The organism is Streptomyces sp. NBC_00464 (genome assembly GCF_036013915.1).
In the GTDB taxonomy this organism is placed as follows: domain Bacteria; phylum Actinomycetota; class Actinomycetes; order Streptomycetales; family Streptomycetaceae; genus Streptomyces.
Map to the genome: position 1 here is coordinate 4685396 of NZ_CP107899.1, position 26273 is coordinate 4711668.

Here is a 26273-nt window from a genome sequence, read left to right on the forward strand (position 1 = left end):
CTCAGCAGTGACAGGATCCAATAACCGAACCCTTCAATCGGTCCAGTTCTCCAAATACCGAGAAGTCCGGCATGGCGGTCGGGGCATCCAGCATCATGGCGCCCCCCGGACCCGACGGAGAGTAGAATTTCACCGATTCCCACGACCTCTGACCGCTGGCAACTGCCCTCGCAATCATGCCCATCTCATTGTCAGTAGCGAATCCAGCAGATCCAACCCTGAGGCCACGGCCAGCGGCAGCCATGAAGCCTCCCAGGTCATTCATCCCTGTCATGTTGACATGCAACGCCACATTCGGGTCGGCAATGGCCTTTTCTGCAATCTGCTCAACATCTGCCGGACTGACGGTGGAGTAGGTATCAAACCCATTTTCTCCAGCCCAGCTGTCGAGCTTGCCCTTATTCTGCCAGCCCAAGGCAATATTGCAGTTGTGAACGAGTACCGGAGTAGCCCCCGCCAGCGCATAGTACGTGTGGACGTCGCTGACGGTCAGGTTGTGAACGGTCGCGTCCTGGACCGTCCAGCGGGCGATCGCCGTGATCTGGACGCGCGTCCCCGCGCTGGTGCGCAGCCATTCGCCGGACTTGAGGTCCGTGGCCTTGATCCAGTCGTTCAGTTCGGGGACCCAGAAGGGGTGGCCGTCGGTCGCGGTGACCTGGGCCGTCCTGGTGCCCTTCTTGCCGTCGGTGTCGATCGTGACCTTGACCAGGTGCTTCAGGCCCTGGCCCTTGATCTCGGCCGTGACCGTCTCGGTCCGCGTCTCGCCGGTTGCCGGGTCGGTCGTGACGACCTTGTCGCCGGTCTTGACCTTCTCGATCGGCTTCGTCGAGCCGTCGGCCATCAGGACCTTGGTCCCCGGCACGAAGCTGTTGCACGTCCCGCCGGACTCGCCCGACGACCCGGCCTTGCCCGAGCCGCCGCTGCCGCTGGATCCGCCGCTGCTCTTGGCGGACCCCCCGGACTTCCCGCCCGGCTTCGAGCCGCCTCCGCCGCCGCCGTGGGACGACACCTTCGGGGCCGCCTTGGCCTGGGCCCGCTTCTGGACCCCGTTACCGGTCTTCTTCGCGGCCGCGAGCGCCTTGTCGGCGGTTCTCTTCGCGGCCTCGGCGGCCTTCTTCTTGGCTCGCTGCGCCGCCAGCTTCTTGGCTCGCTCGATCGCCAGCTTCTTCGCCCGTAGCGCCGCCGCCTCGGCAGCCTTCGCCGCCTTGAGGACGATCTGGGCGGCCTTCTTCGCCGCCTGGAACGACTCGACCGCCTTGATCGTGCGCTTGACCGCCTTGATCACCGACGGGATCTTGCCGAGCTTCGTCCAGGGGATGGCGTCGACCGCGATGCTGACGCACGACCACATGTCACCGCCGAAGCAGGCCATGGCGTCGTTGATGCCGATGAAGTCCTTCAGCGTCTCCCATGCCACGGCGAGGATCACCGAGGTCATGGACTTGCCCATCATCGACTGCGCCTGCGCGACCTGCGCCGCCGACAGACCCGCGCCGGCCAGCGCCGCGGCCCGTTCGGTCGCCGAGAGCGAGATGGCCAGACCCGTTGGGTCGGACATCGTCACCGGGTTGTTGTGCGCGTAGGAGTACCCGTTGGACTGCAGTACGTCGTTCAGGTCGAGCACCGGGTCGGCGGACAGGAAGCGTCCCACCACCGGGTCGTACAGGCGGGCGCCCAGCGGGACGAAGCCGGACGCGTTGTCCTCGACGGCGCCCAGGAAGCCGGTGTGCGCCCGGAGGCCGGCACCGACCGTGTCCGCGCCGCGCTGGTTGCCGAACGGGTCCTGCTTGCGGATCCGTACCTGCATTCCGCCGTCCAGGGCGACCTCGGCGTAGGTGCTGCCCTGGTGGTCACCGGTCTGGGCGACGAGCCGGTCGGCGTTGTGGCCGTTGGCGTAGCGCATGACCGCGCCGCCGGGAGCGGCGTAGGTGCGCTGGGTGGTGACCAGGACGCCGCCCTGCTGGACGGAGACCTCGGCCTCGCCCAGGTACAGCGTGGCCTGCTTCCCCTTGATCGTCAGCAGGCGGGAGCCGTCGGGGCCGTAGATGTAACGGGTGTCGTTCTGCGGCGCCCACAGTTGCTCGGCCTTCGTGCCGGCGCAGGCGGCCAGTACGACGGCGGTGCCATCCGCCGAGTCGGCGTTCTTGACCGACAGGCACAGTGTCGAGTCGACATGAATGAGCTGGCCGGAGGCGTTCCGCTTCAGCTCCTGGCCGGTCGAACCGTTGCACTTCTGGATCTGGACCGCGGACCCGGCGGCGGTGCCGGTGGGCTGGACACACCACTTGCCGTAGATGCTGAGCGTGCCCCGGTCGGGGTCGGTCTGTTCCTTACCCGGGGTGGGGGTGAAGCGCCAGTCCTGCGCCAGGGAGGAGTTGCAGGAGTACAACTCGACCGGTGTGCCCGCCACCGTCAGGCTGCTCGTGAGGTCGAGACACTTGTCGGCGAGGCCCACGTACGGGGTCTTGCCGCCGGTGCCCGCGCCCTTGATGCGGTCGACCTTGCCGTCGTACGTCCAGGTCAGGTCCTGCTTGTCACCGTTCTCCACGGAGGTGACGGACTTGGTCTCACCGGTCAGCTCGTACAGCCGATCCGCCTCGGCCTTGACCTGCGCGCCGGTCGGCGTGGTGTAGGTCTTCGACACCTTGGCCAGCGTGTGCGGCTGGGTGCCGTCGGCCTTGCCGTAGGCGTAGGTGGTCGTGGCGTCCTTGGTGGTGTTGCCGGTGAGGTCCTTCTCGGTCAGCTTGGTGCGGTTGCCGAGCAGGTCGTACTCGTACTCCTGCCAGTAGCCGGAACCGTCCTTGCCGGCGGCCACGCCGATCGCGCCGGCGCTGTCCTTCGGGCCGGTGCAGGCGGTCTGGTCCTTGGCGGTCCAGGCGGTCTTCAGCTGGCCCAGCGGGTCGTAGGCGAAGCACTGCCGTTCATCGATGCCGGTCGCGGCCTCCTGGATCGAGGTGACGTTTCCGGCCGGGTCGTAGGTGTACGACCGCTTGGAGACGAGGGTGCCGGGGACCACGGCCTTGTCGCCGCTCTGTTCGCGGTAGACCTGCTGGTCCTTCAGTTCGCCGCTGGACTCGTCGAACGTCGACTGCGTCCACACCCGGTAGGGCTGGGCGCCGAGCGTGGAGCGCAGCACCTGGCCGTAGGGGTCGTAGACCGTCTCGGCGCCGTACCAGTCCTTGCCGGAGACCGACAGCGGCTTGCCGTCCTCGTTGTAGCGGACGACGAGCTTCTCCGCCTCGAACGCGCCGACCTTCGGCAGCGTGGAGCTCTCCAGTACGCCGTCGGCGGCGTACTCGTAGGAGTACGTGTACGACTTGTCCAGGCCCCAGGTGTCGGCCAGCGTGGCCGGCAGGCTCATCGTGGTGGACGTCGGCTGGTAGTCCTTGGTGTAGCCGTCGACCGTCTGTGTGTAGGCCTGGCCGTCGGTGTAGCGGGTGGCGGTGGAGGGCAGGCCCTTGCCGCCGGGGGCCAGGTCGTAGCCGTAGTCGGCCAGGAGGGTGCCGTTCGCGTCGTTCAGCCGCTGCTGGGTGGGCCTCGACAGCTGGTCGTAGCCGTTCCATACGGTGACGCCCCGGGCGTTCCTCGTGGTGAGGACGCGGTCGTGGTTGTCGTACGTGTTCCGCGTCGTGCCCGTGTCCGGGTCGGTGGCGGTCTCCTGACGGCCCCGGCTGTCGTACGTCCAGGTCCACGGGTGCGCGGTGTCGGCTGAATTGACCGCCTTCGCCAGCTGTCCGCGGGCGTCGTACTGGTAGCGCATCGACGTGAAGCCGTCGGGTGCGGCCGGGTTGAAGGTGTCCACGCGGGACGTGCGGCCGAGGGCGTCGGTGTAGACCTGGTAGGACGAGGCGCCCTGCGGGTTGATCACCTTCGACCAGTCCAGGCCGTACTCGTAGCGGGTGGCCCGCTCCTCGACCGGCTGGGACGACGACTCGTGGGTCAGCGGGTCCTCGACCTTGAGGTAGGGCGTCTCCTTGAGCACGCGGCCGGAACCGTCGTAGGCGTAGCGGGTGATGTTGGGGACGGCCGTGTCGCTGACCGGGGTGAACAGATCGCCCGCTGTGGCCTCGTACGTCAGGTAGGCGTTGTTGGTCTGCCACACCTCACCGGAGCTGTTGTACAGCGTGTCGGTGATGAGCCGGCCGCCGCCGTCCGCCTGCTCCTGCGTCTGCCGCTCGCGGCCGAGGCCGTCGTAGAGCGTGACGGAGGTCTCGATGCGTTCGTCGTGGCCGCGCGTGTAGGTGGTGACGTAGGAGGGCTTGCGGTCCTCGCCGGCCTGGTACTTCGGCACCGTGTAGACCGCCTTGAAGTCCGGCACGGCTGTGTCGGAGGGGGTCCGGTCGGCGGCCCAGGCCTTCTCGAGCCGGCCCAGAGGGTCGAACTCGGCCTGGCTGACGTGCTTGTTCGCGTCGGTCGTCTTCAGGGTGGTGCCGCGGCCGGGCTCGACCTCGCGGATCTCGGAGTGTCCGGCGGCGTTGGTCTGGGTGACCTTGAAGACCTGGCCGGTGTCCGGCTCGTACGTGATCGAGCCGGCGGGCTTGTCGTCCTGGTCGGTCATGCTCACCACACGGCCGACCGCGTCGAACGCGGTGCTGCCGTCGGACTGCCAGCCGGTTCCGGTGCCGTTGACCGACCAGGTCCGGGACGCCTCGCCCTTCGTGGTGGACGCGAGCGCCGCACCGTAGGCCTGGCCGTCGTACGCGGTCCTGGTGCCGCCGCTCAGCGTCGACAGGGTGGCGAAGTCGGCCGCGGCGCAGGTGGTCGGGGAGACCAGGACCTGCTTGGACAGACCGATGAGGTTCTTCGCGGTGTTGTGGACGTACTCCGACTTGGTGCAGGACTCGTCGCCGGGCTTGCCCGTGTCGCCGAACGACTCCACCTGGACGGGCAGGCCGTAGACCGACTCGTAGGTGGTGTGGGTCTTCACCATCCGCTCGGTGCGGACGTCGTCGCTGTTCATGCCGGAGGACCTGGTGTACGCGATCTCGTCGGGTTCGGTCACCCGCCAGGCGCGCAGCGGGTCCAGGCCGTCGTCGCGGTCGCGGTGGGCGAGTTCGGTAGCGGCCGGGACGGTGAGGGAGCGGGAGACCCAGTCCGTGTCGGCGTCGTCCGCCTCGTCGTAGTCGAGTTCCTCGGCGATACGGCCGGCGAACGGTTCCCTGTCCTTGGCGATCTCGGCGCCCTTGATGTCCTTCACCGAGACGTCGTCACCCATGCCGCGGAAGAAGCGGGTGACGGACTTGGAGCGCGTGGAGCCGATCGCCTTGTCGTCGGCACCGGTGATCACCGAGGTCTGCTCGAACCCGGCGAACTGCGAGTAGGTGCGGGTGGACTTCTTGGTGAACTCGGCCTCGGCGAGCTTCCAGCCCGCGTTCTTGTACTGGTACGCGGTCTGCGTCGTGTACGCCCCGTTGACGTTGGGGAGTTCTTCGATGGTCCCCACCACGTACTTGTGGAACCAGTCGATGTCCTCGACCTCGGGGTCGGGGTGCCAGAACGACGGGTAGCACAAACGGGTGTTGGACTTCAGCGCCGCCTTGTCGGACTTGCCGGGCAGGTCGGTGCCGGTGGCGCAGTCACCGGCGGGCTGTTTGTAGGTGACGACGGTCTCGCCGCCGTACTCGTTGATGACGCGCGCGATGCGCAACCGGGAGAACCCGGGCCGCGGGTCGTTCGGGCGCTTCACCCGGTTCGGCATGTCCTCGGCGTTGGACTCGAAGCGCACCGCGTTCATGGGGACGTTCTTGTCGGTGCTGCCGTTGCGGGCGTAGCCGGTGCGCTGCACGGACTCCAGCCACAGGGCGGTGTTCGGACCGGTCTTCAGGACCGGGAAGTTCTGTGTCAGCGTGAACCGGTCGACCACCTGCCGTGCGGTGGTGTCCGTTCGGCGCTGCGCCGATGTCTGGATCTGCACCAGGCGCTTGCGGCTCCAGAAGGAGGGGCCGGCGTTCCAGCACTTCGTCTTGTAACTGGTGGTGACCTTGCGGCAGTTCAGGTCTGCGGGAGTGTCGTACCAGATGCGGTACTTGCCTGGGTCCTTGTCCTCGAAGTTGGCGTCCGAGCAGGTCAGAGCGCCTTCGTCGAGGCAGCGGTCGTCGACGGTGAAGTCGACGCGGGCCGGGGCGGGCGCCGAGAACAGGGTGTTCTTGCGCTGGCCGTATTCGATGTGGTCGAGCCAGCCGTCGCGGTCGTAGACGACCGGGGCCTTGAAGTCGAAGTTGCGGGCGTAGTAGTTCGTGTCCTTCTTCCACCAGAAGGACATGGCGTTCTCGTGGATGTCCTCGACGTAGTCGAGGCTCCAGCGCCAGCCCTGGGTGCACGCGGAGTGGGCCCAGTCACCGGCCTTGTAGCAGTCCTCGCCGTCGTGGTTGCCGTACACCGGGACGGTCAGCACCGAGTCGGTGACCGGCTGGCCGGAGGTCCAGCCGGGCAGCTTGTTCCGGCCGAACCAGTAGCGGGTGCCGTCACGGGTGGTGACGACCCAGTACTCGCCGTTCCTGGCGCCGTTGTCGTTCTCGGCGTCGGTCAGCCGCTCCACCTGGGAGCCGTCGCCGTTGGCCGTGAACCACTTGCCCTGGCCCTTGTCCCAGACCAGCTCGGTGGTCATGCCGCCGAGCGACAGGGTGGCGTTGTCGGAGCCCCAGCACAGGTCCGCGGTGCGGTGCGTCTTGTTGTTGGAGCCTTCCTTCTTGGAGTCCTCGCGGCAGTTGGCGTACGTCCGGGTGATCGATCCCGGGTTGTAGTCCCAGCCGTCGCCGATCCAGGAGGCCTGGTTGTTGGTGGAGGACGTACGGCCGTCGACCGACTGCGAGGAGTAGCCCAGGGAGATCTTGGGCGACAGGCCTCCGGGGCTCTCCGGCACCTGCACGTCGTAGGAGTACGTGAAGGCGCCCGAGGAGGAGCCCGCCGCCCAGGAGCCGGAGGACAGCAGCGGAGTCGCGGTGAAGTCGCCCGAGGCCGAGGCCCCGGTGTCCATCGCGCCGATGACCTGCGGGCCGGAGGCGTCCACGACCGGCAGGACGTCGCTGTCGCGGTAGGACGCGGAGCGGACGCTCGCGCCCGACGTCGTCGAACCGGTGTCGCCGCCCAGCAGGTCGGCGACCGGAACGGAACCGGTGAGGATCTTGCGGGTGGCCGACTTCTTCGCGGCCGCGGTCCGGGTGGGCGCCTTGCCGGCGGGGACCACCTCGACCGAACTGCGCAGCCGCTCCGGCTTCTTGTCGGCAGTGCCGGACATGGTCGTCACGCCGTCGTCGGTGGCGCAGTCGCCGGTGTCGGGCGCGTCGAGGACGCAGTCCGGGAGCAGGACGAGACCGAAGCGGTCGGCGGCCTGCGGGCCGTAGAGGTCGGCGAAGCCGGTGGTGTCGACGGCGATGGAGACCTGCGCCGCGGGGTCGGCACCGGCCGGCGGCGTGACCCTCATGATCATTCCGGAGACGCCCGCGTCCTGGGACGTGCTCGGCGCGGCCAGGCCGACCTTCCAGTCACCGGCGATCGCGGTCGGGTCGGTGCCCTCGGGCACGCCGACGGCGATGGGGAGGTCGTCGACGGCAACCGTCGTACCGGGCGCGGTGTCCGCTGTCAGCGTGGCGACACCCTCGTCGGGCGACCAGGGCGTGACGGCGGTCGGCTGGTACGGGTCGACGGGTACTTCGTCCGCGGTGGTGAGGTTCTTCTCGGCTTCCTCGTCCCCCTCGAGCGCGGTGCTCTCGGGCAGGTCGGGGAGCTCGACCTCCTCGCGGCTCATGCCGGGGCCGGGTATCGCCCACGCCTCGGCGCTGAGGCTGCCCACCGAAAGGGACAGCGCCAGCAGTAGGACGGTCGCCACCCGGCTCTGCCTGAGGCGACGTCGATGTGACTTCGTCCCGACCGGGCGTGAACGCCCCAGCCACGACGGCGGACTTTGAGCACGCATACGCGTCGACCCCACCCAAGGCATGCGAAGAACAACAGATGGTCCCGAACCCTCTGTCATGAACCCCGCAGATTTCAAGATCGGTCGAGAGGGGTGCGAACGGGTCCGTGTGATCTCCGTCATGCGGCATGCGCTGACATACCGTCAACTTCGCGGATAAGTCGATAAAATGTCGAGAAGCCCCGCCTACTGCACCACTTCGGGTGATCAAAAGCCGCAGATGACGCACAGTCAACGGCTGGTCATGGGCGCACCATCTCTTCGTCACGACTTCATAAATTCTCCATATGCGGATCTCGTGTGGAGTTCGTGTGATGGTGTGCGCGCCCATGCCCGTTCACTTGGTCCCACACGGGAGTAGACCGCCGCCGTGTCCGCGCCGCATCGTTTCCTCAGCCCCTTCGTGCGCACGCGCACCAGGTTGGCCCTCACCCTCGGCCTCGTCCTTGTCGCCCTGACCACCGCGCTGTTGCCGTGGCGGAGCTCTGACGAAGCCTCACCGCCCCTGTCGCACAAGGCCACCGAGGCACGACCGGCGGCAACCGGCCCACGCGACGAAGCCGCCGCCCAGGCCGAGGCCCTGCGCACCCACAAGCAGGTGCTCGTGGACACGGCCACCACCGCGACCTCGCAGACCTGGGCGCGACCGGACGGGTTGATGCGCACCCGGATCACCGCGCTGCCCGTCCGGGCGAAGACCGCCGAAGGCACCTGGGCCCCCGTCGACAACCGGCTGCGCCGGGTGGAGGGCGCCGCCGACGGCCTGGGTGTCAGGCCGGTCAACCCGGCTCAGCCCGTCCGCTTCTCCAGCGGCACCCCGGGCCCCCGGGCCGACCGCTCCTTCGTCCGCCTGCCACCGTCCGAGGATCCGAAGGCATCGGGGACCGCGTCCGCCGCAGGCCCGAAGGCGTCGTCCCGCACCGTGCTGGCAGAGTTGGAACTCGACGGGAACACCGTGGCCTACACCTGGCCCGGCCCACTGCCCGAGCCGGTGCTCGACGGGCCGCGCGCTCTGTACTCCGAGGTGCTGCCGGGCGTCGACCTGTTGCTGGTCGCCCGCGAGGAGGGCGGCTTCGCCCAGCTGCTGATCGTCAAGAACCGTGAGGCCGCGCAGAGCAAGGCGCTGACCACCGTGGCGTACGGGCTGAGTTCGACGACCGCGGTGTTCCATCACGACGAGGGCAGTGGACTCGTACGCGTGAAGGACCGCTCCGGCAAGGAGATCGGCTCGATCCCGACGCCCTTCGCCTGGGACTCCAACGGCCGTGACCCGGAGCTGGGTGAGGGCCGGTCCACGCCGCGCACCTCGGTCGCCACGCCGGCGGACGTGCTGAAGCTGTCCGGTCTGAGTGGCATCGAACCGGGCTCGCACCAGGCCCCGATGCCGGTCGAGTTGAAGGGCGACGGAACCGGCACCGCCCGGCTCGACCTGCATGTGGCCCGCAGCGGACTGCTCGACGACCCCGACGTGCGCTACCCGGTGTTCATCGACCCGCCGTTCAACGGTGACTGGCTGGGGTGGACCGTCGCCTACAAGCCGCACCCGAACACCAGCTTCTGGAACGGCACCAACTTCAGCTCCGGCACTTCGGACGCCCGCGTCGGCCACGAGAGCGAGACCAACGGCACGGCCCGCTCCTTCTGGCGGATGAGATACAGCGCCAGTCTGAAGGGCGCGACGATCAGCTCGGCGAGCTTCAAGGTGCTCAACAACCACTCCTGGTCCTGTACCAAACGTGAGTTCCAGTTCTGGCTGACGGGGGGAATCTCCTCCGGTACGACATGGAACAAGCAGCCGAGCTGGGCGACGGAGATCCAGCGCAATACGTTCGCCCACGGATGGTCCTCGTCCTCATGCCCGGACGACTACGAGGCGTTCGACGTCAAGTCCGCCGCTCAGAAGGGCGCGGACAACGGCTGGTCGAACATCACCTTCGGCATGCGTGCCACCAGCGAGTCCGACGATCAGACGTGGCGCAAGTTCAAGGCCACCAGCGCCGTGATGGAAGTGGACTACAACCGGCCGCCCGCCACCCCTTCCAGCGTCTCCAGCACCCCCGGCGGCACCTGCAACCAGACCACGGCCGGCGCCACGATCGGCAAGACGAACCTGGTCCTGTCGGCGAAGTCCACCGACCCCGACAACAACCTCAAGGGCCTGCGCTTCCGCTTCTGGAAGAAGGGCGCCAGCACCCCGACGGGCACCCTGGTCACCAGCCTCTCCAGCGGCAAGGCAACGCTGACCGTCCCCTCGACCACCCTGGTGGACAAGACCGTCTACTACTGGGACGTGCGCGCCGAGGACTCCGGCGGCAGGACGTCGGCGTACTACCCGACCAGCGGCAACCGCTGCACCCTCACCGTCGACGGCTCGGGGCCGCCGCCGCCCACCGTGGAGAGCGACGTCTTTCCCGAGGCCACACCCGACGGCCAGACCTGGGCCACGGTCGACTTCGGCAAGACCGGCCCCGTCACCTTCACCTCCGAGGGGGCCAGCAAGTTCCGGTGGTCCATCGACGGCGTGAACCCCAAGGACGTGGCCGCCACCAACGGCACCCTCACGCTCACCGCTTTCACTCCGTCCCACGCCGGTCCCAACGCGCTCCAGGTGTACGCCTACGACGCGCTCGGCAACCCGAGCAAACGCACCGACTACAGCTTCTACGTCCCGCCGCGGGACAAGGCGGACGGCCCCTTCGACACAGGCGGCGACAGCATCCCCGACCTGCTGATCGTGGACGCCGACGGCCACCTCCGCAACTGTGTGGGCGGACCCGAGGGCGACCTGTACGGCTGCCTGGCCGCTTCCTACGACGCGGACAAGCAGCCCCACCCGCAGGGGCACTGGTACGACCCGGCCACCGGCAAGGCGGCGCTGATCACCCACTACCAGGACGTCTACCCGGGTGATGGCTCCACCGACCTGTTCGCGGTCAACCCGGACGGCCGCTTCCGGCTGTACCCGGGCGACGGCTACGGCAGCTTCGACGTCACCCGGCGCCTGGAGGTCCGCCTGCCCTCGAACGCTCCGGCGCCGTCGACCTGGACGCAGATCAGGGCCACCGGCGACATCACCGGTGACAAACTGCCCGACTTCGTGCTGCGTTCCGGTACCCAGTTCTGGCTGCTGTCCGGCTACACCGGCGCCACGTTCCGGACGGCCACGCTGATGAACGACGACGCGTGGGGCCGCCGCGACATCGTCAACGTCACCGACATCAACGGCGACAAGACGCCCGACCTGCTGTGGCGCAACCTGGACAACGGCAACATGTACCTCCGCCAGGGCAGGCCCGGCACGGTCACCGGCAGTGTCGACGTGGCGTCGTTGAAGGTGGCGGCCGACTCCCTCACCGGGAAGGACGAGCCGTACGGCACGGGTTGGACGGAGGCGAGCATCGCGACCGCGATGGGCATCCCCGACGTCAGCGGCGACGGCATCCCCGACATCTGGTCCCGCTCCGGCACGGACGGCCAGACGCGGATCTACTTCCCGTCCCGAACCAACACCAACCCGGCGGTCAGGGTGGTCCTGTCGGTGGACTGGAGAACACTGAAGGCGCTGGGCTGACCCACCGGTCACCGGCCAACAGCCATGGGCTCCGGCCACCCCCTCAGGGGGTGGCCGGAGCCCATGGCTGTTCAGTAAGCCCTCCCGGTGTTACGCGGGCGCTTCGGTGCGGGTCAGAGCTTCAGGTCCCACTGGGTCGCTTCGTACGTGAAGCCGGGGTTGACCTCGACGGTCAGGTTCTTGGCGTCCGCGGGGGCGTCGAAGGCGTAGAGGACCGTGACCTTCTTGCCCGGCAGGACCGTGCCGCTGAAGCCCTCGCCGACCTTGCCGTCGAAGATCTCCTCGGCATCGACCCCGTCCTGCCCGGCGCGCGCCCCGACGCTGACGAGTGCGGAGTCGAACTTCTCCTTGCCCGCGTTCTCGATGACGACGGCCACGCGGTAGGCCTTGTTGCCCTTGGTGTGACCGGCGGCGAAAGAGCCCGCGGAGTACGAGGTCGCGTCGCCGACCGTGACCGTGAGGTCGTCGTCGTAGACCGCCGAGTCGCCGGCCTCCAGGGCCTCGGCGGTGTCCTCCTTCTTCCCTTCGTCCTTCTTCCCCTCGCCTCCGGTGCCCGCGGCGTCCGCGTTCTTGCCGGTGTCCTTGCCCGTGTCCCCGCCCGCCTTCGGCTTCGCGGAGGCCGTCGTGTCCGACACCGCCTTGTTCAGGTCGCTCACCGCGTCGTCGACCGCCTTGAACGTGATCACGGCGCCGACCACCGAGAGGATCAGCGCGATCAGTCCGAGGGCAGCGCCGAACGTGGCCATGTTCTTGTTCGTCGCCTCGCCCCTCTTGGCGCGGCCGCGGCCCACCAGGCCCAGGATCAGCGCGATCAGTCCGAGGATGCCTGCCAGCCAGAAGAGGAACGGGATCAGACCCGAGACCGCGCCGATGAGGCCGAGGATCAGCGCCGCGACGCCGAGCCCGTTGCGCGCGGGGCGCAGGCCGGGCGTCTGGGCGGGGATGTACGGCTGCTGCGGCTGCGACTGAGGGGACTGCGGCGGCTGGGTGTACTGGGACATGGCTGTGCCCTTCGGCAAGTGCGGAGTTGAGTGGTGAGCGGTTCCACGCGCCGCCTTGTGCAGCGACAGGTCAATGACATCATTTCTTGTGAACCGAGTCAACATGGTTCACGATGGTTGAGGGTGTCCGAGCCGTGAATCGAGTGGTGTGAACAGGTCGGTATGCTCGCCGACGCAGCAGTGAGCACGGACGGGCAGCAGCGGTACGAGCACCAGGGAGACAGCAAGTGCCGGAGAACGCGACAGAGGTGACCGCCGCAGGGATCGCCCGGCTGGCAGGGGTGGGGCGCGCCGCCGTCAGCAACTGGCGCCGCAGGCACGCCGACTTCCCCAAGCCCGTCGGCGGTACCGAGACAAGCCCGTCGTTCGCCCTGCCCGAGGTCGAGCAGTGGCTGCGCGACCAGGGAAAACTCGCCGAGGTCCCGCTCCGTGAGCGCGTCTGGCAGCAGCTGGCCGGACACCCCGCAGGCGCCGTCCCCGCACTGTTCCACGTCGGATGCGCCCTGCTCCTCGTGCGGGAGCGGCCCTCCGCCTGGCGGGAGATCACGGGGGTGTCGGACGAGCGGATGGCGGGCGTGCTCTCGCTCACGCTGAACGAGGTGCTCACCGACCGGTTCGGACCGGCCACCGGGACCGGGCGCGCGGTTCACAGCCCGGACCGCTCCGAGCTCCTGCCGTCCGTCCCCCTGCTGCGGGGCGCCGCGGAGCTCGCTGCCGCAGCCGGGGTCCGCGAGACGTTCGAGTTCCTGCTCGGGCGGCAGCTGGATGCCAATCCGCGCCAGTACACACTCACCCCGCCCGGCCTCGCGGAGCTGATGGCCGCACTGGCGGACACCGGAGGACGGCCCCCGCGCACCGTCCTCGATCCGGCGGCGGGTACCGGGGCACTGCTGGGCGCCGTCTCGCAGCCGGGTGCGCTGTACGCGCAGGAGAACGACCCGGACCTGGCGGCGCTCACCGCACTCCGGCTCGCCCTGCACGCCGACTCCGCCGACTGCGCGCTCACCGTGCGCACCGGCGACACCCTGCGCGCCGACGCTTTCCCCGGCCTCACCGTCGACGCCGTGCTCTGCCATCCGCCGTTCAACGAGCGCAACTGGGGACACGACGAGCTCGCCTACGACCCGCGCTGGGAGTACGGCTTCCCGGCCCGTACGGAGTCCGAACTCGCCTGGGTGCAGCATGCGCTGGCCCATCTGCGCGAGGGCGGCACCGCGGTCCTGCTGATGCCGCCGGCCGCAGCGTCGCGCCGCTCCGGCCGCCGTATCCGCGCCGATCTGCTGCGGCGCGGCGCCCTGCGGGCCGTCATCGCGCTCCCGGCCGGCGCCGCACCCCCGTACGGCATCCCGCTCCACCTCTGGGTCCTGCGCAAGCCGGATGCCGGGCCGCACCCCTCACCCGAACTGCTCCTGGTCGACACTGCCGAGCCCGCCGAACCGGCCTCCTCCCAGAGCGGCCGCGACCGGCTCGACTGGCCGGCCCTGCACGCCGCCGTGCTCGACGCCTGGCGACCGTTCAGCGGTGAGAGCGGTGAGGGCGGTGAGAGTGGTGAGAGCGGTGAGGCCGGTGAGCGCGGCGAGAACAACCGCTTCCGGCTCGGCACCAGCCGCGTCGTCCCGGTCATCGAACTCCTCGACGACGACATCGACCTGGCCCCCGCCCGCCACCTGCCCGCCGCAGCCGCGGCGGACGGACCCGCCGAGCTGATCGACGTACACGAACGGCTGACGAAGAGTCTCGGGCTCGCAGGCCGCCTCACCCCGCCGCCCGTCGAGGTCTCGGCCCCCGCCCGCTGGCCGCTCACCACCGTCGGTGAACTCGCCAGGGCCGGCGCCCTCCAGCTCCGCACCGGCGGCTCGGGCACCGGCACAGGACCCGTCCTCACCGAGCACGACGTCCTCGGCTCCGCCGCCCCCTCCGGGAGCCTGCCCGCCGACGGACCGCACGAGGAACCCGTGCTCGTCGAACCGGGCGACGTCGTCGTCCCCGTCCTCGGCGGCGGCTCCGTCGCCCGCGTCATCGACGACGCCACCGCGGGCGCCGCGCTCGGCCGCAACCTCCAGCTGCTGCGCCCCGATCCGGCCGCACTCGACCCCTGGTTCCTCGCCGGCTTCCTGCGCGGCACCGCCAACAACCGCCAGGCCAGCAGCTACGCCTCCACCGCGACCCGGCTCGACGCCCGCCGCCTCCAACTGCCCCGGCTGCCGCTGGCCGAGCAGCAGCGGTACGGCGAACGCTTCCGCACCCTGGCCGCGTTCGAGGACGCACTACGCCTCGCCGGCCAACTCGGCGGACGGCTCGTCCAGGGGATGTACGACGGACTGACGGACGGAACGGTCACGCCGAAGTGAGCGGAACCACAACGGTTCCGTACAACCCGGGGCCCCTTGTCGGTGTCGCCCTTTACGCTCGGTTCTGCGCGCACGCCCAGCTGCGCGCGGACGTCCCATGACCAGGAATCCAGGAGCAGCCATGTACGCCCCGGGCCAGCCGCCGACGGCGCCGCGCAGAGTCCCCAGCAGGGCCTGGATCGTGTCGATGCGCGTGCTGTTCACCGTGCTCTCGGTGTGTTCCTTGGGCCTGCTCCTGTGGGCTCCCCTGCTGCGGCTGGCGATCGTGCGCCGCAGAGCCTTCGACTGGTGGGTGACCGGAGCCGGCTTCGCATTCGTCTGCGTGCTGCTGCCGATCATCGGAAGGGACGGCGGCGACACCGACCCCCACGGAGTCGACAACGTCCTCATCCCGCTGCTGCTGCTCGCCATGGTGGGCGCCCCCGTGCACTACATCGTCGCCGACATCCGCCACTACGCGCAGCAGACGCGGCAGAACGTGAGGGGCGGCCCCATGCCGCCGGTGCCGGGCTACGCATACGCGCCCACGGTGCCCATGCAGACACCCGCACGGCCACTCGGACAGCCCCCGGCCCCGCAGCACTACGCACCGCAGCCCTATGCCCCGCCGCAGTACCAGCAGCCCCACCCCACACCTCAGCCCCACCCCGCACCCCGCCCCACGCCCCCCACCCACCAGCCGCAGCCGCCCACCTCCCAACCGCACCCCACGCCCCACCCCCAGCGCCTCGACCAGGTCCGCGCCGAGCTCGACGAGCTGAGCGACTACCTCCGTAAGGAGGAGGGCCGGTGAGCGGTCGCCTCATCGGCGGGCGGTACGAGCTGGCGACGATCCTCGGCCAAGGCGGCATGGGCCAGGTCTGGACGGCCTACGACCAGCGCCTGGACCGCCGGGTCGCGGTCAAGCTGCTGCGCCCCGACCGGGTCACCGGCCCCATCGGCAGCGACGCAGCGGGCGAGCTGCGCAGCCGCTTCGTCCGCGAGTGCCGGGTCACCGCGCAGGTCGACCACCCCGGCCTCGTCACCGTCCACGACGCCGGCAGCGACGGCGACGAACTGTTCCTCGTCATGCAGTACGTCGAGGGCGCCGACCTCGGCGACCATCTCGCCGAGCACGATCCGTACCCCTGGCAGTGGGCCGTCGCAGTCGCCGCCCAGCTCTGCGCCGTCCTGTGCGCCGTGCACGCGGTGCCGATCGTCCACCGGGACCTCAAGCCCCGCAATCTGATGGTGCGCCCGGACGGCACCGTCGTCGTGCTCGACCTCGGCGTCGCCTCCGTCCTGGACACCGACACCACCCGCCTCACCCACACCGGCTCGCCGATCGGATCCCCGGCCTACATGGCCCCCGAGCAGGCCATGGGCGGCGCCGTCGGCCCGTACACCGACCTGTACGCCCTCGGCGTACTCCTGCACGAACTCCTCAGCGGCGACGTGCCGTTCGTCGGCTCCACCGCCCTCGGCGTGCTGCACCGCCACCTCTACGAGCCGCCGGCCCCCGTCCGTACGATCCGCCCCGACATCCCCGAACCCCTCGAAGCACTCGTCCTGCGCCTGCTCGCCAAGGACCCGCAGCACCGCCCGGCCAGCGCCCAGGAGGTGTACGAACACCTCGCCCCCCTGCTGCCCACCAGGAACACAGGGCACCCCTCGGGCCCGCTCGACCCGACCCGCCCCTTCCTGCGCCCGCACGCCCCGTGGCCCGACCGCGCCACGACCCCGCCCGCCGACCGGCCCGCTCCGATGCCCGCCCGGCCCGACGTCGCGGCCGCCGTCGACGAGGTCAAGAGGCTGCTGGGCGAAGGCCGGATCACCCAGGCCGTCGACATGCTCGGCGGCATCCTCCCGGCCGCCGCCGAGCAGCACGGCGAGGGCTCCCCGGTCGTCCGCATCCTGCGCAAGCAGTACGCGGCGACACTGATGGACGACGGCCAGTACCGCCGCGCCCTGCCCGAACTGCGCCGGCTGGCCGACGACCGGGCCGCGGAGGCCGGCCCGGCCGACCTCCAGACCCTGCAGTTCCGATACGACGCCGCACAGTGCCTGGAACAGCTCGGCGAACCCGCCGCCGCACTCGCCGAGTACCGCGCGGTCCTCCCGTACTACGAGAACCAGTACGCGACGAACAACGGCCCGGCACGCTCGTACGAGATCCGCCACCGCATCTGCCAGCTCCTGCTGGCCCTCGGCGACCACACGGGCGCCCGCGGCCAGCTCCAGGCACTGCTGTACGACACCGAGCGGATGTACGGCCCGCACCACCCGCTGCCCGTCGAACTGCGCCGGCAACTGGAGCGCCAGCTGAAGGTCAGGGGCGGCTGAACCGCCGCCGGACCGAGAAAGGGGACGAGCGATGAGCGGTATGCCGCCGAGTGAGGAGCGCCGGGCCCTCCGGGCGGCACTGGCGGGAGTGGAGAAGGCCGAGTTCGGTGAGGTCGACATCGAGGCGGCCTGCGCGGCCTACGAGCGGGCCGGCTACGAAGTCACCCCTGCGCTTCGGGAGTTCCTGGGAAACTACGGCGAGACCGTCATCGGCCGGACAGCACCGGGAACGGGCGAGGAGCTTGTCCTGACGATCTCCGTCGTGGAGGCGATGGGCGTCCATCCACTGAACGTACGCAGTTACTCCCGTCAGCTCGGAATGCCTGCGGTGCCGATCGGAATCGCCCTGGTGACCGAGGAGAACGTGCTGCCGGCAGAGAACGGCGACATCATCTTCGCCGGTGACGCCGGGATGCAGCGCATCGGAAACGGGTTCGCTGCGGCGGTGGAGGCATTCGTCACCAGCACCTGGGACAAGACCTTATTCTGAGCAGAGTCCGTGCCCGCCATGAGCCACGCTCGTACGGACACGACCGGCTCGCATCGAAACGACATGAGAGGTGACCGTGGCTGTTCTGATCGACCACCTGGAGGCACGTCTGGGCCGACTGGCCGGAGCGTGGTCGGTCAGGGACGGCGCTCCCGAAGGCGCGGCGCAGGTGGGCTGGTTCACCGGTGGTGTCTTCGAGGACATCCAGTCCTGTGCCACCACCACCCTGCACCGGACGCACCTCGTATCACCCACCACCGGGGAGCCCCAGCACCTGGAACTGCTCGGCTGCGGCCGCCCCCTTGCCGGGGACGAGTACGGCCCGTTTCCCGGAGTGCTGGAGTGGGTGGCGGAGCGCCTGGCGACGACCGGGCGGGCGGTCCTTCGCGGGGACGTCGTGCCCTTGCCGATGCCGTTGACCCCGGGCGGTTCCCTGACCGCGCTGTACGCGGCCATGCCGGTCTGCTTCGACGACTCCTTCTTCTCCGTCACGTTGGAGAACGGGACACACGTGTCCGTGGTGTGGCTGGTGCCGCTGCACGGCATCGAGGCGGAGTACGTGGAGAAGCACGGCTGGCCGGACTTCGAGAGCGAACTGACGAAGCAGAACCCCGACCTGTTCGACCTCGGCCGCCCGCAGATGAGCCTGTAGAACCCGACGCCCGCGCGGCGCTCCGGCCCGTGCAAGGAGACGCATGTCCCGCACCACCCCCTCCCGTCCGGTGGACATCGAGAGGCTCTTCCCGGAGCTGGCCGCCCACCGGCGCACCACCACACGGCTGCACCCGCGTCCGGGAGCCCCCGGGCATCACGACAGTTCGGTGGGCGGGCCGCTGCTGTGGCCCGCCGCCGAACCATGGCCGGTCTGCACGGAGCGGCACCGGCGGGGATACGGGGAGCGGACGGCGGACGTACGGCTGAGCCGGCGCATCCTCGACGAGGCGTGGAGCCGGGTTCCCGCTCCGGGCCGGCGTCCCGGCCCCACGGACGAGGAGGGGGACGTTCTCCGGTCGTTCAAGCGGGCGCGCCATGCCCCCTCTCTCGGGGACACGGATCCCCTTCCGCTCCTTGCGCTGGCCCAGTTGTTCCGGCGGGACGTGCCCGACCTCGGAGGCCCGGCCGATCTCGATCTGCTTCAGATCCTGTGGTGTCCGTTCGACGCCCACCACGGGCGTCACGAGCCCGCTGTCGAACTGCGCCGACGCCGGTCGGTCGAGGTCGGCGAGGTCCTGGCCGATCAGCCGGAACCCGAGGTGGTGGGTTCAGAGGGGTACGTTCCCGCGCCGTGCCTGCTCGACCCCGAGCAGGTGGTCGAGCATCCGGACATCGGCCTGCTCCCGCCCGACGTGCGACAGCGCATCGACGCGTGGGAGGGCGACGAGGACGACCTGGACGAGGATGCGGTCCTCTACCGGTCCGACCTGTCGGTCGCGCCGGGCTGGAAGGCCGGCGGCTTCGCCTCCTGGAACGCGACGGACCACGTCGACCTGCGCTGTCCGTGCGGAGCCCGGACGGATCTCCTGATGACGGTGGCGAGCCAGGAATGGGACGGCGGGAACCACAGCTGGATCCCGCAGGAGGACCGCGCGACGGCGAATGTCATGGGCGCCAACGTCCCGACCCGGATCACCGTGGGCCGCTGGGGCTCCATGAACATCTTCGTCTGCCGGGCGGACCTCACCCACCCGCCGCAGATCGGCTTCCAGGGCTGAGATCCGCCATGTGCGCCATCTGTACGGCTACGGAGGCCGGGTCGCCGTCCGGTGTCGAGCACCGCCGTCCGTGACACCGCGCGTGCGGCCTCACCCGACCGGGCTCCGGGGCCAGTTCACCCAATCGTCGCCCCCAGGCCACACCCGCCATCCGCTCCCGACACTTTGACCGGCTGATGTACATTCGTGCTGATCTCCCTGGTGGTGCCCTGCTTCAACGAGGAAGAGATCCTCGAACGCTTCCATGAACGCGTGACGGATGAGCTGACCCGCCTCGGTCATGCGTTCCAGATCGTCTACGTGGACGACGGGAGTGCGGACCGGACCCTGCCGATCCTCCAGGAGCTGGCAGCCGCCGACCCCCGCGCCCGCTACGTCTCCTTCAGCCGCAACTTCGGCAAGGAGGCCGCCATGCTGGCCGGTCTCCAGCACGCCGAGGGCGACGCCGTCGTCATCATGGACGCCGACCTCCAGCATCCGCCGGAACTCGTCGGCCGCATGCTGCAGGAGCACGCACAGGGCTACGACCAGGTGATCGCCCGCCGCACCCGCAAGGGCGACCGCGTCACCCGCACCCTCACCGCCCGCGCCTACTACTGGCTGATCAACCGCCTCGTCGACGTCGAACTCGTCGACGGAGTAGGCGACTTCCGGCTGCTGTCGCGGCGGGCCGCCGACGCCGTACTCGAACTCACCGAGTACAACCGCTTCTCCAAGGGCCTCTTCGCCTGGGTCGGCTTCCCCACCTCGACATTCAGCTACGAGAACGCCGTCCGGGAACAGGGACGCTCCGCCTGGACCTTCGGCAAGCTGCTGAACTACGGCCTCGACGGACTCCTCTCCTTCAACAACAAGCCACTGCGCGCCGCGCTCTATCTCGGCATGCTCCTGATGTCCGTGGCCCTCGCCTACGCCGCCTGGATCGTCGGCGTCGCACTCGTGCAGGGCGTCGACACCCCCGGATACGTCACCCTGATCGTGGTCTTCACCGCCCTCGCCGGGGTCCAGATGGTGATGGTCGGGGTGGTCGGGGAGTACGTCGGCCGGATCTACTACGAGGTGAAGCGCCGCCCGCACTTCCTGGTGAAGGCCACCAACACCCAGGTCCGCAGGCCGGCCCCGGAGCCGGAACCCCTGGAGTCCGTACGCCGATGACGGTCAAGGCACAGCTGGCCCGTTTCGCCCTCGTGGGCGCCGTGAACACCGGCACGTACTACGGCTGCTACCTCGTCCTGCTGCACTGGCTGCCGTACATCGCCGCGCACGTACTGGCCTTCACGCTCAGCATGACCGGCTCGTTCTTCCTCAACTCCTACTTCACCTACCGCACCCGGCCCACCTGGCGGAAGTTCCTGCTCTTCCCGCTCACCAACGCGGCCAACTTCGTCATCACCACCGGCGGCGTCTACCTGCTGGTCGACCTGGCCGGATTCAGCAGCCGGTACGCCCCACTGGTCGCGGCCGCGGCCGCCATCCCCATCACTTTCGTCGTCTCGCGCACGATCATGCTGCGGCCGGACACCCCGCCGAAGCCGGTCGAACGGGTCGGCTGAGCCGGACGGTGCGGAGCCGGGCATTCCGTGTGGCAAAGTGTCCCGGTCATATGCGCTGAACCGGGCAAAGCCGTCGCGCCGCGCAGCCCCGGTGAGGCGCTGCCTCGCGGCATGACCTCTTGCGACCGGCTCACCGCACCCCAGTCCTTGATCATCCAGAGGTGTGTTGTGAACGCGAGAAGACGCCGGGCCCTGCTGAAAGCCGTCACGGTCATGCTGGAGCCCGGTGAACAGATCGAGGCGACGTCGCTGGTGAACCTCAGCGAGGTCTCCGTCAAGAAGAACGTGGCGATGGGCATCGCCGCGGCGGTCCTGAGCGGCGGGACGATGATCGCTGCCGCGGCCCCCCAGCCGATGTATCTCGCGGGCAGCCGCGAACGCCTCTTCCTCTTCCAGGCCAACCCGACCTTCGCGAAGCCGGACCGGCACCTGGCCACGTTCGAGATCAAGGACGTGAAGCGGACCGAGATCAAGCGCGGATTCGTGAAGCACTCGTTCATCCTGATCGACGAGTCCGCCGGGAGCGCCCTGCGCATCTTCTTCCCGTGGTTCGGCGTCAAGGACATGGACGCCGTGGCAGGACTCGTTCCTACGGCGACAGCGACGGTGTAGCGGCCAGACGGTCCGGGGGCGGGCCTCGACCCACGAGAGACCCGCCGAAACCCGGCGAACGCGCCGCCCGAGCCGCGCCGCCGGACGCCCACATCCCCAACTCCTCCCGAATCGTTGGTCGAATCAGTGGCCCGGACCAGTTCCACTGCCTAACATCGATCACCGCAAGGCTTTGTGCACCGCCGCACAATCTCCTCGGGAGGCTCCTTTGCACCGCCGCCGTCGCACCGCGCTCACCGTCTCCGCCGCACTGCTCGCCGCAGCGCCGCTCCTCGCCGCCTGCGGCAGCCAGGCCCACCCGGGCGCCGCGGCCCTCGTGGGCGGGGACCGGATCACGGTGGCCACCGTGCAGGGCCAGGTGGCCGACGTGCGCCAGGCGCAGGACAGCTCGAAGCAGGCCGCCCAGATCACCAACCAGTCCGGCCAGCTCGTCCGCGCCAAACTGCACGGGCTGATCCTGGACCGCGTCCTGGACAAGGCATCGGCGGACGCGGGAGTGACCGTCTCCCGTGCCGAGATCCAGCAGATGCGGCAGTCGGCCGTCGCCCAGTACAAGGGAGAGGCCGGACTGCGCGCCGCGGTGCTCCAGGAACGCTGGATCGCCCCGGACCAGATCGACGCCTTCCTGCGTGAGCAGGTCCAGCTGAACAAGCTCGGCCAGGCACTCGGCGCCGACCCGACGACCCCGGCCGGCACGAAGGTCCTCGGCGACGCGCTGACGAAGGCGTCCAAGTCGCTGAAGGTCGACGTCAACCCGCGCTTCGGCACCTGGAACAACCAGCAGATCCAGCTCGCGGAGTACAAGGCCCCCTGGATCACCCAGGTCACCAAGCCGGCCCAGTCGGCCGCGGAGGCCGGGGCCTGAGGACTGTCCGACGGCCGGGGTAGATTCGCATGGTGAACGCTGAAGACCCCGGCCGCATCGTCCTGCTCACCGCCAGCCACCGCGTCGCGCCCGGACTGCTGTCCTGGCCCGCCTGGCAGACCCTGCACGCCGCCGACCACGTGCACTGCGGGGAGCAGGACCAGCCCCAGCTGCCGTATCTGCGCGAGGCGGGCATCACCGTCACACCCGGCGTCCCCGACGCGCAGGAACTCGTGGACGCGTGCGCCGGCGGCCGGACCGTCGTCGTCCTCACCGGCGGCGAGGGCAACCAGCCGCTGACCGACCAACTGGCCAGGCTGGCCGGTTCGGGGCGGGTGCAGATGCCGAACCTGGAGCTGCTGCCCGGTTCGTACGACCTGCCCGGCGCCCGGCTCCTCGATCTGGTCCAGGTCATGGACCGCATCCGCCTCGAATGCCCCTGGACCTCGCAGAAGACCCACAAGGGCCTCGCCAAGTACGCCATCGAGGAGGCGTACGAACTCGTCGAGGCGATCGAGGACGGCAACCGCGAAGAGCTCCGCGAGGAGCTAGGGGACGTACTGCTCCAGGTCGTCTTCCACGCGCGCATCGCCGAGGAGGATGAGGAGGAGCCGTTCTCCGTCGACGACGTCGCGGCCACCCTCGTCGAGAAACTGATCCACCGACACCCCCACGTCTTCGGCGACGAGACCGCCGAGACACCGGAGGACGTCCACGCGCACTGGCTGCGAACCAAGGCGATCGAGAAGCAGCGCGAGTCGGTCACCGACGGGGTGCCGCTCGGCCAGCCCGGCCTGGCACTCGCCGCGAAGCTGGCAAGCCGGGTCCGTACCGCCGGACTCGACGTCCCGCTTCCGGGGAGCGGGGGCGAGGGTGACGACATCGGCTACCGGCTCCTCGCCCTGGCCGTGCGCGCCCAGGAGGACGGCATCGACCCGGAGGCGGCTCTGCGGGCCGCGGGGCGTGCGTACCGGGACGCGATCAGGGCGGCGGAGGGCGTCGGGTAGCAGCGGATAACGTCGGGGGGTGAACGACCGACCCGCCGACGCCCCCTCCGGCTGCCCCGCCCACGGCGGCGACGCAGCCGCGCCCGAACTCTTCACGTGGGAGTTCGCCACCGATCCGTACCCCGCCTATGCCTGGCTGCGCGAGCACAGCCCCGTGCACCGCACCACGCTGCCCAGCGGGGTCGAGGCCTGGCTGGTGACGCGGTACGCGGACGCCAGGGAGGCCCTCGCCGACAGCCGGCTGTCCAAGAATCCGGTGCACCACTCCGGGTCCGCCCACGCCAAGGGGAAGACGGGGATCCCGGGCGAGCGCAACGCCGAGTTGATGACGCATCTGCTGAACATCGACCCGCCCGACCACACCCGGCTGCGCCGCCTCGTGTCCAAGGCGTTCACCCCCCGGCGCATCGCGGAGTTCGCCCCGCGCGTGCAGGAGCTGACCGACCGGCTCATCGACGGTTTCATCGAGAAGGGGGAGGCGGACCTCATCCACGAGTTCGCCTTCCCGCTCCCCATCTACGCGATCTGCGACCTGTTGGGCGTTCCACGCGAGGACCAGGACGACTTCCGGGACTGGGCGGGCATGATGATCCGCCACGGCGGCGGCCCTCGCGGCGGGGTGGCCCGTTCCGTGAAGAAGATGCGGAGCTATCTCCTCGAACTGATCCACCGCAAGCGCGAGAACCCGGGGGACGACCTGATCTCGGGGCTGATTCGGGCGAGCGACCACGGTGAGCATCTGACGGAGAACGAGGCCGCCGCGATGGGCTTTATCATCCTGTTCGCCGGTTTTGAGACCACCGTGAACTTGATCGGCAACAGCGTGCACACCCTGTTGGGTCACCCGGAGCAGCGCGCGCAGCTCCAGCGTTCCCTGGCCGCGGGGGAGACGGAGCTGCTGGCCACGGGTGTCGAGGAACTGCTGCGGTACGACGGCCCGGTGGAGCTGGCGACCTGGCGGTATGCCACCGAGGCGCTGACCATCGGCGGGCAGCGGGTCGGCGAGGGTGACCCCGTACTCGTCGTGCTGGCGGCCGCCGACCGGGACCCCGAACGCTTCGACGGGCCGGACACGCTGGACCTTGCGCGGCGTGACAATCAGCACCTCGGATACGGGCACGGCATCCACTACTGCCTGGGAGCACCGCTCGCCCGGCTGGAGGGGCAGGCCGCCCTCGCCACGCTTCTGAAACGCCTTCCGGACCTGCGACTTGCGGGGGATCCTGCCGATTTGCGATGGCGTGGCGGGCTCATCATGCGCGGACTGCGCACGCTGCCGGTGGAGTTCACGCCGGGGCCGGCGCACGACGAAGGTGACACTCTGTCAACTCTGTGACTTTCACGTGATCTCTGCTGCATCGACTTGTGACACACGTTCGAGTCCCGCTAGGTTCACCGTCGACTCACCAGTCACTCGTCAGTCACACGGAAGGCATCCCCATGGGCTCCGCTAACGGCAGACACCGTCGCCCTCGGCAGGCACCCGCGATCATCGTCGCCGCAGGCGTGACCGGTTCGGCCATCGCCATCCCGCTGCTCGGCGCGGCAGGCGCGCACGCCGCAGACGCCTCGACCTGGGACCGGGTGGCCGAGTGCGAGAGCGGCGGCATGTGGAGTGCCGACCTCGGCAACGGCTACTACGGCGGCCTGCAGTTCTCGCAGGAGGTCTGGAAGTCGTACGGCGGTGATTCGTACGCCGAGCGCGCCGACCTCGCCAGCCGCTCGCAGCAGATCGCCGTGGCGGAGAAGGTCCTGGAGGACCAGGGTCCGAAGGCGTGGCCGAGCTGCGCGGTCATCTCCGGCCTCGCCGTGGACAGCGGTCTGCCGGGTGTGGACCCCGGGACCACGCCCTCCGCCGACCCGACCGGAAGCGCGGATCCGTCCGCGAGCGCCGACCCCTCCGGGGATGACGCCGCGTCGGACGACACGTCCTCGGACGCGACGGAGCCGACGGACGAGGCCACGGGTGACGCCGCGGACGAGGCCAAGGGCAAGGGCGGGACGCCGGACGCGTCCGCCTCTCCGTCGGCCACGCCCTCCACCACGCCCTCGGGTGACGCCTCCGGCGCCGAGGAGGACCCCGCCGGGGGTCAGGAGAAGGCCGGCAAGCACCGGGGCGCTCCGGCTCCCGAGGAGACCCGGGGGAGCGGTCGCGGCGCTGACCGGGACGCGGGGCGGCACGCCTCGCGCGGTGACAGTGACGCACGCGACACCGGAGCCCCGGCTGCTGACGGTACGTACACCGTGCGCGCGGGCGACAGCCTCTGGGCCATTGCCGACGCACAGGACCTGTCCGGCGGCTGGACCCAGCTGTACGAGGCCAACAAGGCGGAGGTCGGCTCCGATCCGGACCTCATTCTTCCTGGCCAGAGCCTCGATCTCGGCGTGAAGGCCGAGTGAGCGCGGTCTGATGATCAGCTGAAAACACCCCAAAAGTTGGGGTAGTTAAGAGGCCTATGTCCCACTTTTGACCGAGTGAGACATGGGTCTCTTTGCGTGAACTGGCGTGTCTTGTCCGGGAGGTCCCGCCGCATCCGTTCCGACCTGCGCAAACGATGGTTCTTCGGATGCAAGTAAGGGCTGTTTATCCGGTATGTCCATCTTTGGATATGAGGGCGGGTGTGTTTACGGTCGGAACCGCTCGCACCGCGGGCCCCGTCGATCGTCACGCCGAATCCTGCCGTCGGTCGAAGGGAACAGACGCGTAAAGCGCCGTAGGCAGGAGCGGGGGACCCAGGTAAGCGCCGGGCCCGGTCGTCGAACACGACGCATCGGGAGCGGCTAGGGGTTAAGTCGTGCGCTAGGACGTGCGACCGGGCAACTCACTAGGCCCGAACCCGACAGCTCACCTCGTAGGCGTCGGTGAGGAGAAGT

General features: G+C 69.6%; 16 protein-coding genes and 1 riboswitch. Of the genes, 14 read left to right on the plus strand and 2 right to left on the minus strand.

The annotated features are described in order from the left end of the window. Nucleotide 1 precedes the first annotated feature (1 nt). Entirely contained in the window at nucleotides 2–7828 is a 7827-nt protein-coding gene (locus OG912_RS21175) for a ricin-type beta-trefoil lectin domain protein (RefSeq protein WP_327710751.1), read from the minus strand. 457 nt (nucleotides 7829–8285) lie between these two features. Between OG912_RS21175 and OG912_RS21180 the strand changes: the two genes are divergently transcribed. After that, nucleotides 8286–11486, plus strand: coding sequence for a DNRLRE domain-containing protein (locus OG912_RS21180; RefSeq protein ID WP_327710752.1), 3201 nt, complete (start codon nucleotides 8286–8288; stop codon nucleotides 11484–11486). Between the two features lie 113 nt (nucleotides 11487–11599). On the opposite strand, the gene OG912_RS21185 is transcribed toward OG912_RS21180, so the two are convergent. Then, nucleotides 11600–12487 carry a DUF4352 domain-containing protein gene (locus tag OG912_RS21185; protein WP_327710753.1) on the minus strand — a complete coding sequence of 296 codons (888 nt, stop codon included), beginning with the start codon at nucleotides 12485–12487 and terminating at the stop codon, nucleotides 11600–11602. Between the two features lie 227 nt (nucleotides 12488–12714). On the opposite strand from OG912_RS21185, the gene OG912_RS21190 reads away from it, so the two are divergent. From OG912_RS21190 to OG912_RS21250, 13 genes are all read left to right on the plus strand, one after another. Further along, nucleotides 12715–14838 (plus strand): N-6 DNA methylase, encoded by a 2124-nt coding sequence (locus tag OG912_RS21190; protein ID WP_327710756.1) that lies wholly within the window; start codon nucleotides 12715–12717, stop codon nucleotides 14836–14838. Nucleotides 14839–14935: 97 nt separating this feature from the next. Continuing rightward, entirely contained in the window at nucleotides 14936–15631 is a 696-nt protein-coding gene (locus tag OG912_RS21195; RefSeq protein ID WP_327710758.1) for a hypothetical protein, read from the plus strand. Continuing rightward, a complete protein-coding gene (locus OG912_RS21200; protein WP_327710760.1) occupies nucleotides 15628–17160 on the plus strand; it encodes a serine/threonine-protein kinase in 1533 nt (510 codons plus the stop codon). Before OG912_RS21195 ends, OG912_RS21200 begins: the two co-directional genes overlap by 4 nt. A gap of 31 nt (nucleotides 17161–17191) precedes the next feature. Continuing rightward, on the plus strand, nucleotides 17192–17650 hold the full coding sequence (locus OG912_RS21205) for an SUKH-3 domain-containing protein (protein WP_327710761.1): 459 nt from the start codon (nucleotides 17192–17194) through the stop codon (nucleotides 17648–17650). A gap of 76 nt (nucleotides 17651–17726) precedes the next feature. Then, nucleotides 17727–18302: a suppressor of fused domain protein gene (locus OG912_RS21210; protein ID WP_327710763.1), complete on the plus strand. Its 576-nt coding sequence runs from the start codon at nucleotides 17727–17729 to the stop codon at nucleotides 18300–18302. A gap of 43 nt (nucleotides 18303–18345) precedes the next feature. After that, complete coding sequence (locus OG912_RS21215) at nucleotides 18346–19362, plus strand: hypothetical protein (RefSeq protein ID WP_327710765.1); 1017 nt, start codon at nucleotides 18346–18348, stop codon at nucleotides 19360–19362. Nucleotides 19363–19548: 186 nt separating this feature from the next. Continuing rightward, nucleotides 19549–20517 carry a glycosyltransferase family 2 protein gene (locus tag OG912_RS21220; protein ID WP_326736604.1) on the plus strand — a complete coding sequence of 323 codons (969 nt, stop codon included), beginning with the start codon at nucleotides 19549–19551 and terminating at the stop codon, nucleotides 20515–20517. Next, nucleotides 20514–20915 carry a GtrA family protein gene (locus tag OG912_RS21225; protein WP_327710767.1) on the plus strand — a complete coding sequence of 134 codons (402 nt, stop codon included), beginning with the start codon at nucleotides 20514–20516 and terminating at the stop codon, nucleotides 20913–20915. The genes OG912_RS21220 and OG912_RS21225 overlap by 4 nt, the downstream gene beginning before the upstream one ends. Nucleotides 20916–21083: 168 nt before the next feature. After that, complete coding sequence (locus OG912_RS21230; RefSeq protein WP_326736602.1) at nucleotides 21084–21527, plus strand: hypothetical protein; 444 nt, start codon at nucleotides 21084–21086, stop codon at nucleotides 21525–21527. A gap of 208 nt (nucleotides 21528–21735) precedes the next feature. Further along, the gene (locus OG912_RS21235; protein ID WP_326736601.1) at nucleotides 21736–22392 is read left to right on the plus strand and encodes a SurA N-terminal domain-containing protein; all 657 of its coding nucleotides are present in this window, start codon (nucleotides 21736–21738) and stop codon (nucleotides 22390–22392) included. A 32-nt stretch (nucleotides 22393–22424) separates the two neighbouring features. Then, on the plus strand, nucleotides 22425–23399 hold the full coding sequence (locus OG912_RS21240; RefSeq protein WP_327713496.1) for a nucleoside triphosphate pyrophosphohydrolase: 975 nt from the start codon (nucleotides 22425–22427) through the stop codon (nucleotides 23397–23399). A gap of 19 nt (nucleotides 23400–23418) precedes the next feature. Continuing rightward, nucleotides 23419–24735, plus strand: coding sequence for a cytochrome P450 family protein (locus tag OG912_RS21245; RefSeq protein ID WP_327710770.1), 1317 nt, complete (start codon nucleotides 23419–23421; stop codon nucleotides 24733–24735). Nucleotides 24736–24839: 104 nt separating this feature from the next. Then, nucleotides 24840–25799, plus strand: coding sequence for a transglycosylase family protein (locus OG912_RS21250; protein WP_327710772.1), 960 nt, complete (start codon nucleotides 24840–24842; stop codon nucleotides 25797–25799). A 300-nt stretch (nucleotides 25800–26099) separates the two neighbouring features. Next, nucleotides 26100–26273: riboswitch (cyclic di-AMP (ydaO/yuaA leader) on the plus strand.